The sequence below is a fragment of the Congregibacter sp. genome (genome assembly GCF_045107095.1).
Classification (GTDB): domain Bacteria; phylum Pseudomonadota; class Gammaproteobacteria; order Pseudomonadales; family Halieaceae; genus Congregibacter.
Genome location: NZ_JBGCFU010000113.1, coordinates 1 through 12,775, shown reverse-complemented (window position 1 = coordinate 12,775; position 12,775 = coordinate 1). Strand labels below are relative to the sequence as shown.

General features: G+C 54.1%; 7 protein-coding genes and 1 pseudogene. 3 read left to right on the top strand and 5 right to left on the bottom strand.

Going from position 1 to position 12,775, the window contains the following annotated elements:
- From aceE to AB8B76_RS14065, 4 genes and pseudogenes are all read right to left on the bottom strand, one after another.
- Nucleotides 1-1,364 (bottom strand): annotated as a pseudogene (aceE, locus tag AB8B76_RS14080) (pyruvate dehydrogenase (acetyl-transferring), homodimeric type); the annotation flags it as partial.
- Nucleotides 1,365-1,739: 375 nt separating this feature from the next.
- Nucleotides 1,740-4,616, bottom strand: a complete 2,877-nt coding sequence (locus AB8B76_RS14075; RefSeq protein ID WP_405273422.1) for an insulinase family protein — start codon at nt 4,614-4,616, stop codon at nt 1,740-1,742.
- Between the two features lie 4 nt (nt 4,617-4,620).
- The gene (locus AB8B76_RS14070; RefSeq protein WP_405273421.1) at nt 4,621-5,745 is read right to left on the bottom strand and encodes an AI-2E family transporter; all 1,125 of its coding nucleotides are present in this window, start codon (nt 5,743-5,745) and stop codon (nt 4,621-4,623) included.
- Between the two features lie 2 nt (nt 5,746-5,747).
- Complete coding sequence (locus tag AB8B76_RS14065; protein ID WP_405273419.1) at nt 5,748-6,011, bottom strand: sulfurtransferase TusA family protein; 264 nt, start codon at nt 6,009-6,011, stop codon at nt 5,748-5,750.
- A 146-nt stretch (nt 6,012-6,157) separates the two neighbouring features.
- On the opposite strand from AB8B76_RS14065, the gene AB8B76_RS14060 reads away from it, so the two are divergent.
- Nucleotides 6,158-7,660: a M48 family metalloprotease gene (locus AB8B76_RS14060; protein ID WP_405273418.1), complete on the top strand. Its 1,503-nt coding sequence runs from the start codon at nt 6,158-6,160 to the stop codon at nt 7,658-7,660.
- A 21-nt stretch (nt 7,661-7,681) separates the two neighbouring features.
- Here the strand turns inward: AB8B76_RS14060 and nadA are convergent, their stop codons facing one another.
- A complete protein-coding gene (gene nadA, locus AB8B76_RS14055; RefSeq protein WP_405273416.1) occupies nt 7,682-8,746 on the bottom strand; it encodes a quinolinate synthase NadA in 1,065 nt (354 codons plus the stop codon).
- Between the two features lie 135 nt (nt 8,747-8,881).
- On the opposite strand from nadA, the gene AB8B76_RS14050 reads away from it, so the two are divergent.
- The gene (locus AB8B76_RS14050; protein WP_405273415.1) at nt 8,882-10,702 is read left to right on the top strand and encodes a putative bifunctional diguanylate cyclase/phosphodiesterase; all 1,821 of its coding nucleotides are present in this window, start codon (nt 8,882-8,884) and stop codon (nt 10,700-10,702) included.
- 128 nt (nt 10,703-10,830) lie between these two features.
- Complete coding sequence (locus AB8B76_RS14045; RefSeq protein WP_405273413.1) at nt 10,831-12,750, top strand: S8 family peptidase; 1,920 nt, start codon at nt 10,831-10,833, stop codon at nt 12,748-12,750.
- Nucleotides 12,751-12,775 lie beyond the last annotated feature (25 nt).

Below are 12,775 nucleotides of genomic sequence, written 5' to 3'. Positions count from 1 at the left end.
CCAAGCTTACGACGCTGCTCGCGCATGTAGCGCATTTCCGGGCTATTCTCGTCGGGCTTGTAGTAAGGCACCGACGCCAAATCCTCATCATCGATGGGAATCGCAAAACGATCGCGGAACGCCCTCAGGGATTCCATATTCAGCTTCTTGAGAGAGTGCGTTTCGTTGCTCGCCTCGCCCGCTTCACCAGTTCCGTAGCCTTTCACGGTCATAGCTAGAATCACTGTAGGCTGGTCGAACTGCCCCGCAGCTTTGGCGTAGGCCGCATAAACCTTGTAAGGGTCGTGTCCACCGCGATTAAGGTACATGATGTCGTCGTCTGATAAATCTTTTACGAGTTCCAGAGACTCGGGATACTTCCCGAAGAAGTGCTCGCGGGTATAGGCTCCGCCATTGTACTTGTAGTTCTGGAGCTCGCCATCGCAGACTTCGTCCATACGCTTTTGCAGCATTCCAGACTCGTCACGCTCCAGGAGCGGATCCCACTTGCGCCCCCAGATCACCTTCAGGCAATCCCAGCCGGCACCGCGAAAGACACCTTCAAGTTCCTGAATAATCTTGCCGTTGCCGCGGACTGGGCCATCGAGGCGCTGCAAGTTACAGTTCACAACGAAAATGAGGTTGCCGAGCTTCTCTCGACCCGCAAGGGAAATAGCACCTAGTGACTCGGGCTCGTCACACTCCCCATCTCCCATGAAGCACCAAACATTGCGATCCTTCTGGTCCAGAAGGCCGCGATCAGCCTGGTACTTCATTACCCGGGCTTGATAGATCGCCTGAATGGGGCCAAGGCCCATGGATACCGTGGGAAACTGCCAATAATCGGGCATTAGCCAGGGATGGGGGTAAGACGACAGTCCCTTGCCATCGACCTCGCGACGGAAGTTGTCCAGTTGGTCTTCATCGAGACGCCCTTCAAGGTAAGAGCGAGCGTACATCCCAGGAGCGCTATGTCCTTGGTAAAAGACCAGATCTCCAGGATGGCCGTCTTCAGTACCCCGGAAAAAATAGTTACAGCCCACGTCGTACAAGGTCGCCGATGATGAAAAGCTGCTGATATGTCCGCCAAGGCCATCGTCGTTGTCATTCGCGCGCATAACCATGGCCAAAGCGTTCCAACGGATCAGGGAGCGAATTCGACGCTCCATGAACAAGTCCCCGGGCATGGGCTTCTCGTCTTCAGGGCTGATGGTGTTTCTAAACGGTGTAGTAATCGACGGGGGAAGGGGAACACCCGTGTCGACGGCGTGCTTCGCCAGTTGGATCATGAGGTAGCGAGCTCGGCTGTCGCCGCCCTCTCGTACCACGCTGTCTAACGCGTCAAGCCATTCCCGGGTTTCGATGGGGTCGTTATCGTCGATCATTGTCTAATGTCCCGCCCGCACTAGCTTCAGGAATCACCCTCTCGGATCCACCTAAGCAGTACTAGTTAGTTCTTTATTAGAATTTACTCGAGCAAAAACGATGACCCGAGCGCGTCGAGGACGATAATACGGTGTCTAAATTTTGTACACAAGCCCTGCATCACGCGCAATAAGTTCTATTATAGAACCAAAAAGAAGCTCAAAGGACCTTAGAGAACCTTAAAGGACCTCAAAGGTACGCAGCGGTTTTTATAGAGGAGCGCCTCAAAGGACCGATTTAGCGTGAATAGGCTCTCTGCGCTGAGGCTTAAAACTTAAGGGATGGACCGGGGAGTTACCCCGGTTTTTTTTTAATCAAGGAGCAACTCCACCCCATTACAACGGTGCAAGATCAATCGTCAGAGTTTCGCGACCTTCGCGGAGCGCTTCGGGGCTTTCGAAAATGCTAGCCCCATCCTCCGACGGAAGACCTTTTGCGCCTGGACTCAAAGCCAACAATGAACGCCGGTTTTCAAGGAACATCCGTCGATATGCCTGCTGCCAGTCTGCGTAACTGATCGACTCGATTGCCGCAGCCATTTGTTGGGGGCTATCAAAGTCCCACTCCCGGGTAGCCAGCGACTGCCAATAAAACTCTGCGCGCTGACCGAGATTCTCCTGTGGTTTTAACGTTGCATTAATCAAAGCCTGCCGGTGACGATCAAACTGTTCTTCGGTAATGTCCTTCGCGGTATCCAGCAAGAACTGCTGCATCGCGGAGTACACGTGCTCCGCGGAATGCGAAGGCGATTGAATCAACAACATTAGCGCTGGAACGTCATATTGTGGCCAGGCAAAGCTGGATACGATGTAACCCAACTGCTGCTCTGTTCGAAGTTGCTGGAAAAACCCTGACTCGGTGATCTGCGCCGTCAGCGACACCATTGCGCGATCACGCCAGGTTTGTCCTTCGCCCTGAAGGTACCAGGCCACTACTGCGTCATTGTGTTGGATCTGGGCACGAAGCTCTAAAGCATCACCCTCCGCGATACGCAGCACCTCGGGCGCTAGTGCAGACGCACCGTCGCCGGTTTGCAGCAACACGTCCAGGGTATCCGACATCGTTTGAACATCGTTTCGGACGTAATTTCCGTACAACATGCCCTCGATTTTGACGGACTTCCAGAACTCATCGCGGTAGGTATCAAGCGCTTCCACATCCAATGCTTCCAGAGCGGCAATCAGATCTTTCTCGTCGTAGGATCCCGTGCTCAACGCTCTACGCAGGTCATCAATAAGCTGCGAAGTCGGACGTCGTGCCACGGTGTTCTGCAGTCCCAGAACCAAGCTGCGACGAATCCGCTCGAAGCGTGCCGGGTCAAACTCTTGCTCCCAAATCTTTGTTAGCAGCTCTTCAACCAGGTCGAACTGTTTGTCGCTGTAGCCACTCACTCGCATGCTGATGCCCTGCCCGTGGCTGTAAAAGTTAAAGCCCACTCCCGCGAGAAGTGTTGGATAGGTATATTCACGCACCGCATCATTCACCATGCGCGTATAAAGTGCAGAGGCTGCTTTTTGTTCGGCTGATGCCGCCACCAGGGGCGATCGGAAACTCACATACATCGCACCTTTAGGCACGCGAAAGTCTTCGCTTTGCCTGAACCATAATCGCTTACGGGGCTCGTCTAACAAAAGCTCGGGCTGCGCGGGGTTGTCATCGGCGATCGCAACTAGCTCAACATTTTCCGCAATGAAGGGGTTAGCCGCGGGGAAGTGCAGCCCATCAACATCACCAGCCTTCCAGCGAGATAGCATGAGTGCCTCGGGACCGAGCGTACTGTAGGGGACACCATAGTAAGGCGAGACTCGGTCGGTAGTGACCTCCGGAGCTGTCAGCACCACCTGTGCCATATCTGGATTCAAGGCTCCAATCGCGCCTTTTATCATCGACGCGTCGAAGTCGCTCATCAGATAAGGTCCTTGAAGTACATCATCAGGCGCGTAGTAATGCATCGCATTACTCAGGCGACTCACGTATCCCATAGGCGCAGAAGGCTCTCGAAAACGGAAACCCAAGGCAGCCACGGCGGCCTGCTCTTGATATAACCACTCCATAGGGTCTTGCGAACGAAGGAGCTCGAGGTATGCAAAGACTCCCTGCAGCACACGCTCATACTCGGCAACCCCCTGTTCCGTAAGGCTAATGGTGAGCGATAAAAGTGCGCCACCCCGCCAGCTCAAACCCGTACCCGACGACAGGCCATCAGCCAAACCCTCCCGCTTGAGCATGGAGAGCAGACTTCCCTCGCCCTCGTGCCCGAGAAGATTAGACACATAGGTCATGGGCTTTACCCTGTATTCGGCGCGGTAATCAGGAATTTGAAAATTCACTTCGAGCTGACGCAGAGTTCCCTGAGGCTTGACCTTCACCAGCATGGGAAGCTGGGCTTCGACAAACAGCGGCTCATCAATCGCTTCTAACTCCACACCACGATTGGGTACCGCCGAAAACATCCCCGTCGCCATATCCTCAAGCGTATCCAAAGGCTCACGCCCCAGAATCACCAAGCGCATGACGTCCGCTGAATAGTGCTTCTCGTAGAATTTCAGCAAATCATCGCGAACACTCGCGTCAGGTCGATCGGCCAGGCTCTCCAGGCTGCCCACGGCGAACTGACTAAAAGGGTGAGAAGGATTCATTGATTGCTGAAGAACATCCAGACCGCGACGAGAATCGCTCTTAAGGCCCATTTGATACTCAGCCTCGACCGCGTTTCGCTCGCGCTCGACATAGGCCTCATCAAAATTCGGGGATACAAAGAACTGAGCGAAGCGATCAAGGGCGCCCGGGAGATGCTCGGCATCAATGTCAAAAAAGTAGTTGGTATGCTCAAAGCTGGTGTAGGCGTTTCTGCTGCCGCCATGCTCAGTCACGTACTGCTCATACTCCGCTGCATCGGGGTACTTCTGGGTACCCAAAAACAACATGTGCTCCAGGAAATGGGCCAAACCACCGCGTTCTGCGGGGTTGTCACCGCTGCCAACCTGCACGTCGAGCGACGCCGCGGCCTTAGGCGTATCGGGGTTAGAGACAAGGAGCGTTTCAAGACCGTTATCCAAGGTGATCAAGCGGTACGCAAAGCGATCATTGGGGCTTTGAACAAGGCTAGTCGATGGTGAAGAGGGTTCAGGACTTGCGCAGGCAACCAAAAGGCCAAATAGCGCAGACAGACTTCCCTGCACCGCACGCTTTGCGGTGATACGGATTTGCATGGTGTTACTCCGCAGAGTCAGTTAAAGGGTTAGATGAAGAGTCAGTTAAAGGGTTCGATAGTGAATCGGTTAAAGCGACGGTTTCCCGTTTTGGCCAGGCGTTAATAACAGCCTTTATCAAGGTGGCGAGGGGAATGGCAAAGAACACGCCCCACAAACCCCAAATACCGCCAAAAAACAGCACCGCCACGATAATCGCAACAGGGTGAAGATTAACGGCTTCGGAAAACAATAAGGGCACCAACACGTTACCGTCTAACATTTGTATAACAAGATAGACCGCAAGGACCCAATAAAATTCCGATGTGAAACCCCATTGAAACAGTGCCACTGCCGCAATCGGTACGGTAACGATGAAGGCTCCGATATAGGGAATGATTACCGACAAGCCCACCAACAACCCAAGAAGCGCGGCATAGCGCAGACCCAGGCCCGTAAAGCACACGTAACTCGCAGCGCCCACGATGATAATTTCGACCATCTTGCCCCGCGCATAGTTCGAGAACTGCACGTTCATTTCGTCCCAAATACGATTCAGCAATGGACGCTTCTCTGGCAAAAAGGCCGCGACCCAACGGGTAATCTGCGTTCGGTCCTTGAGTAGGAAAAACACAATTATCGGCACAAGCACCACATACACCAACAGAGTCATAAACCCCGGGATGCGCGCCAGCGTCATCGTCACGACTTTCTGACCGAAACCCGCTATCTCTCCCTGAATCCCAGCGAGAAGCTGATCAATCTGAGTCTGGCTAAAAACATCTGGATAGCGACCCGGAAGCACTTCCAAGAGATCGCGCCCCTGATCGACCATCCGAGGCACTTCTGTGATCAGGCCGATAGATTGCCGCCATACCAATGGTAACAATCCCAATAGGACAGCGAAAAATGCGCCCATGAATACGGTAAACGCAAGAAAAAAGCCCAACCACGGAGGCAGACCCAGTCGACACAGCAGGTTTACAACACCCTGCACCAAGTAAGCCAGAACGATGGACGCCAACAACGGCGCGAGAATATCTCCGATGGTGGCCAGCAACACCAGCGAAAGTAGTATGAGTACGAGCAGGAGTACCGACTCTTCTTCGAAGAGATATCGTTGGTACCACTTATTAAGAATTTCCAGCATATTCAGTTTTTACGCAGCAGAAAGTGAAATTCATCGTTCACAGTGAGGGATTCCAGTACCTCATGCCCGCTTTGCTTTGCGAACACTTCGAAATCCCGTTGTGAACCCGCATCCGTCGACATCAAAAACAGTGTCTGCCCCTCGTCCAGGCCGTTAAGGCCACGTTTCGCCATCAAAAGAGGCATGGGGCAACGATGCCCCCGGGCATCCACATGAGCATCCGCATCATGACCTATTCCTGAATGAGATGCTTGTTCGCTACTCAAAGAAACGCTTCCTGTACTAAAGAGTGATTAGAACTCGTGCGCCCAAAACGACGCGTTTTGTAGAGAACTTCTTCGCCAAAATATCGTCCAAAGGAATAATTCACCCGCGGCAAATCGACGACACGCTGACTCGCGTAGAATACTGCATGCTGATGATCGCCACCAAACCAATGCGCGGCCTACGGGATCCGCAATTCTGGAACCGAATCCTCATTGTCTGGATTTCGGCGGCTCTGCTGTGCATCACAGACCCTGCAAACGCCCAGCGCACGGAAAAACTAAAAATCCCCAACCTCGGAGAGTCCAGTACCAGTCTGTTCTCTGCAGAGTACGAGTACCAACTGGGACGGGCGTGGCTGCGCGTTTTTCGCAGCCAGGTGGCAACCGTCAACGATCCCCTGCTGTTCAGCTACCTCGAAGACCTGATTTTTAAGCTCGCCGCCGAGAGCGAACTAGAGGACCGCCGCCTAGAGCTCGTGGTCGTAGACAATTCCGCCATCAACGCTTTTGCCGTTCCCGGCGGAGTCATCGGTATCCACAACGGATTACTTCTGCACGCTCAGACCGAAGACGAACTCGCCACGGTAATAGCACACGAAATCGCTCACTTGAGCCAACGACATTTCTCCCGTCGTGTCGAGTTCGCAAAAACCCAGCAACCCATCACTTTGGCCGCCATGCTCGCCGGCTTCGTCCTCATGGCAACCGCTGGAGGCGACGCTGGCATGGCAGCACTTGCGGCTGCTCAGGCAGCAGCGCAAGACTCGGCGCTGCGATATTCACGCAGTAACGAAGCAGAGGCGGATCGCGTCGCCATGCAGACCATGGTTAACGCTGGAATGGATCCTCATGCCGCCTCATCAATGTTCGATCGCATGATGCAAGCTTCCCGCTATGCCACGGGCAGTCGAATTCCTGAGTTTCTGCGAACTCATCCTCTGTCAGAAAACCGTATTGCGGACACGCGAAACCGCGCTAGGCAGTACCCAAAGCAAATCCGGCCGGCAAAGCTTGATTATCAATTGATGCGTGCGCGCGTCGTCAACCAACTCTCTGACACCCCAGAGGAAGCCGCCGCCAAGTTTAGAAAGGAGCTTGATGGCTCCCCTCGCTCAACCGCCGCCGCCCGCTATGGACTGGTTCTGGCCCTAACCGATGCGGGTCGCGGTGATGAGGCAGCCTTGGAATTGGATTCGTTGTGGGCCGCAGACCCTGATCGACTCGAGTACATCATTGCGGATGCGCGCATTGATATGGCAAAAAACGAGCCCCATCGCGCCGTAGAGAAACTGGCTAAGAGGCTGAAACTGAATCCGCGCAATCATCCGCTGACGATGACCTATGCAGAAGCACTTATGCAGGACCAGCAGGCGCATATCGCCGAACAGGTGCTACTCGAGCAGAGCAAGCGCAAGGCCAACGACCCCTATCTTTGGTACCTACTCGCCGAGGTCCAGGGACTCTCAGGCAATATTATCGGGCTCCATCAGGCCCGAGCCGAATACTTTATTCTCAACGGTATTCTTGATCAGGCGGAAAAACAGCTCCGCTACGCGCTGGATCTTGTTCGCAACGACTACACCACCAGCGCAAAAATTAATCAGCGACTTAACGACGTTGCAGAAATGAAAGAAATGCTGGAGTCCTGAGGAAAAAACCCCTAAGCAAAGCTATCGTCGAGAGGCTTCACGACTTGCGGAGAACTCAAGCATCCGCTGCAACGGCAGCATCGCTCGCGCTCCCAGGGCAGCATCAACAAATATCTCGTTATCGCCCTGCTCAAACACCTTAGCGAGAGACTCCAGTTCGTTCATTGCCATCCAGGGGCAATTCGCACAGCTGCGACAGGTGGCCCCATTGCCGGCGGTCGGAGCAATAATGAACTGCTTATCCGGCGCCTGTTGCTGAAGCTTATAGAAAATCCCCTGATCCGTTGCGACAATAAACTGCGGGTTATCCATCTCCCGTGCGGCATTAATAATCTGCGTGGTAGAACCCACACGATCAGCCATTTCTACAACGCTTTGCGGAGACTCCGGATGTACGAGTACCGCAGCGTCCGGGTAGACACGCTTCAGGTCTTCAAGGGCTCGGGCCTTGAACTCTTCGTGGACGATACACGCGCCATCCCACATCACGATGTCAGCGCCGGTCTCTCGGCGAACGTAGTCACCCAAGTGTCGATCCGGCGCCCAAAGAATCTTCTCGCCTTTCGCATTCAGGTGTTCAGCGACATCCAGAGCAATACTTGAGGTCACCACCCAATCAGCGCGGGCTTTCACTGCCGCTGAGGTATTTGCGTAAACCACCACTTGACGATCTGGATACTCATCGCAGAAAGCCGAGAACTCGTCCGCGGGACAACCCAAATCAAGAGAGCAGGTGGCTTCGAGCGTAGGCATAAGCACGCGCTTTTGTGGAGTGAGGATCTTCGCAGTCTCTCCCATAAAGCGTACACCAGCGACGATGAGCGTCTCTGCAGGGTGATCATGGCCAAAACGTGCCATTTCGAGAGAGTCAGACACACAGCCGCCCGTTTCTTCCGCCAGCGCCTGAATCTCGGGTGCGGTGTAGTAATGGGCAACAATCACCGCGTTGTGAGCGGTGAGCTGCTCCTTGATACGCTCAACAAGTACGCGCTTCTGCTCCGGAGACAGCTGCTCTGAAGCATCTTTATCAAGGTGATGTTGGACCTGCTCGCGAATCGCTTGCAGACGATCGGAGGCGATAGTCATGCTGAACCTATGAGGATATCAATAAAAAAATAGTAGCACAGAGCCGCAAGATTCGTCGTCTCCGCCCTTTCGGAATGCTGGGCATTAGCACGGCACAATGATAGCCTTTCACATCTTCCATAACGATCCAATCTTATGTCCAACGAGGTTACCCAGCCGGGGCAACGCGCAAAGATTCTCGTCGCGGATGACGACATGAATGTGCGATTGTTAAGCCGCCAGTGCCTGGAATCCGAAGGCATGATCGTGGTCGAAGCCGCTGACGGCCATGAAGCGCTGGACGCATTTGTCCGCGAACGCCCTGATCTGGTTTTTCTTGATGTAGAAATGCCGGGCATGACGGGCTTAGAGGTATGTAGCCGTATTAGGGCCATGCCCCAGGGCGAGAGCGTTCCTATCATGATCGTGACGGGCTCGGACGATCGAAAATCCATCGATGATGGTTTTGATGCGGGCGCCACCCAGTACAAAACCAAACCGGTCAACTGGTCGCTACTAGGGCGGGATGTTCAATACATGCTGCGAGCCAGCAATGCGTTTAACTCCTTGAAACGGCAAGAAGATCGCCTGCGCTACCTTGCGTACTTCGACCCCTTAACCAGCCTGCCCAACCGAAGAAGCTTCAACGAACAGCTCAACCGCATTCTCAAGCGGTCTCAGCGTCTGAATACCTACTCTGCACTGCTGTTTATCGATTTGGACAACTTTAAGCGCATTAACGACTCCATCGGGCACGGTCGCGGGGATCGCCTGCTTGTTGAGATCTCAAAGCGCCTGATCAATGAGCTCAGAGAAGATGATGCGATTAGCTATTACACCGAGGCGAGTGCAGAAGACGAGCAAGAACACGATGGCAACACGGAGATCGCCCGCTTAGGTGGCGATGAATTCACCGTAGTACTTGCGGATGTCCAGCATACAGATGACGTAGAGCGAATAGCTCGCCGGATTATGCAGTCCCTCTCAGAGCCGATTCCGCTGCAAACTCACAACCCGGTCGTGACGCCAAGCATTGGTATTGCCATGTATCCTCAGGACGGCGAAGACGCCGACAGCCTGGTGCGTAACGCTGATACCGCCATGTACGCCGCTAAAGCAGATGGTCGCGCGTGCTTCCGCTTTTACAACGAAGAGATGAACGCGCGCTCGGTAGAGCACCTTAAGCTCGAGGAAGATCTCCGTGAAGCCATGCGCAGTAATCAACTCGAGCTTCGCTATCAGCCACAAGTAGAAACCGTAACCGGTTCGGTGGTTAGCCTTGAAGCGCTGGTGAGATGGAAGCACCCCGAGCGTGGAATGATCTCTCCGGGCGATTTTATTCCAGTCGCAGAGAGTACCGGCCAGATTATTGAACTGGGTGAATGGGTACTTAAAGAAGTCGCCCGGCATTGTGTTTACTGGGATTCTATCGGACTCGCTAGCTTTCGAGTCTGCGTAAACATTTCGCCGCTGCAGTTCAACCAGCCAGACCTACTGCATTACGTAAAAGGCTTCTTGTCTCGCTCGGGTCTGGACCCGGAGCGCCTGGAACTGGAACTCACCGAGAGCGCGATCATGACCGATGGTGAGAGCAATATCTTAAAGCTGTCGCAGCTAAAGTCCCTGGGGCTGGATCTTGCAGTTGATGATTTCGGCACTGGCTATTCGTCACTTAGCTATTTACGTCGATTCCCCATAAACACGCTGAAGATTGATCAAAGCTTTGTTGCAGACATGAACAGTGCGGATGGCGCCGCCATCGTCGATGCGATTATCGCGCTGGCGAAAACATTGAACATGCGCTCCATCGCAGAGGGCATCGAAACCGAAGAGCAGTTGGCTTATCTGGCCAAACGCGGCGTCGACCTCATGCAGGGATTCTATTTTGCGCGCCCCCTCTACCCCGAAGACGTCCCCAACGCCATCGCTCAGGATTATTCGGAGATAATTCAACGGGTACGGGATTCGCAGGGATAGCACCGATGCGCCGATGCTTCCCGCGGAGTAGCTTCAAGCCTCTCTTCGTTGCAGTCCCTTTCATAGCGTCGATTAGCCTCGGGGCTTTCGGAGGCACTGCAGATAACAGCAGCAGCGACTTATTAGTAATGCTGCAGGGATCCGATCTAGATAGCATCACCCGCAGCATCAATGAACACGGTGCTGTCATTACCCACCATTTACCCATCATCAACGCCATTGGCGCGCAGATGAGCGCTGAACAGCTCGCAGCGATCAAGAAAAACACCCCGGGTATAAAGAGAGTCATTGATGATCTTGCCTGGGAGCCAGAACCCGAGGCTCCGGATCTGGGGCTGTGCCCGCTCAGATCCTCGATCGAACTTCAATGGAATGGCAATACCGCAACCTGGCGGCTTTTTAACAAGTCAGACCAACCCCTAGCAATCACACAGGGAAGCCTGGCTTGGCCGCCGGAACTGGGTGAGCTGACGTCCGCGAGCTGGAACTCCAGCGCCGTCAACCTCGCCCCCGACATCGGTCTCGACCTCGACCTCGATCTCGATCTCGACATCAAGAACAACCCCGACAAAACACGAGATGTTGTGTGGCGACATCAGCAGCCACTTAATATTGCTGGAGAGCAGTCAGCACAGGTGCACTTCACGTTTGAGAACGCCTCCGGTAACGAAGCGGCACTCCAAAGCCAATTGACACTGCAGGCTCGTGTGAATGAAGACTGCATCGCCGAGTTGGTGCCAAGCTACTCGGCGCCCTCGCAGGACAGTTACTACCCGACGGTGAGTGGCGCGGCATTGCTGCATAGCCACGGCATTACCGGCAGCGGCATCACGGTGGCGGTACTGGATTCGGGGCTATGGGAAGCTAATCCTGAACTCAGCTTAGACACCCAGGGCCACGAACGGGTGATTGCGCGCTACGACGCTATTGCCGGGACAGAGGTCGAAGCTGCTTTTGATGAGAGCGGCCATGGCACGCACATGACGAGTGTGCTGGCACGCAGTGGTGAGGTTACACGACCCGGCACATCGCTACCGAGTTATCGAGGAATAGCGCCCGATGTGAAGCTGGCTGTGGTCAAGGCTTTTGGAGAATCGGGCAAGGCTGGGTTTCTGGATATTGTAAGAGGTGTGCAGTGGGTCGTGGACAATCAGGAACGCTTGAACATCCGCGTTCTTAATCTGTCGTTCGCAGCAAGGCCTAGGTGGCCCTATTGGGACGATCCTGTTAATCAGGCTCTCATGCAAGCTTGGCGAGCGGGAATATTCATTGCCGCCGCCGGAGGTAATGAAGGCCCAGAGCCGATGACCGTGGGTTCTCCAGGCAACCTGCCTTACTTGCTTACTGTGGGCGCAGTGACTGACTCATGGACCGAAGAGGATAGAAACGATGACTTTGTTCCTGACTTCTCTTCAAGAGGCCCTACTCCTATGGGTCATATCAAACCCGACCTTGTCGCCATGGGCGGGCACATTTCTGGGATCATGCGACCGGGCTCAACCCTGAGCGAGCAACTACCGGAGTTTCGTTTGCAAAGCGGCGAGTTTGTAATGACGGGTACGTCTCAAGCCACGGCGTTAGTGTCGGGACTTGTAGCATTGATGCTGCAGATAGAGCCCGACCTTGGGAATGATGAATTAAAGTGCATGCTGATAACGAGCGCTGAGCCCGCCATTGAGAAAGACGGCCGGTATGCCTACTCCCCGTTTACCCAAGGCAAGGGCATGATCAACATCCAAAGAGCGCTTACCGTAGGTGTTAAGCAGTGCCAGCAGTCGTCTCTTGATATTGAAGCAGACATCGCCAGCAAGCAGCACTTCCAGGGACCCGCAATATTCTCCGAGGACACAGCTCCTTATCTTCCAGGGCAATCCGATGTCATTAGCGAGCGCATCAGCGAAAAGGGGCTCTCCGAGTCTCGACGCTGGGGCATAGGAGCTCACCTGCAGCGCTTGACCGAAGAACCAAGTGCAGAACCTAAAAACTGGTTAGAGATCTACAACGCTGAGCAGCGCCGAATCAAAGCCCTAGCTACCGAAGACCAGTAAATCGGCATACCCCAAACGGGGCACG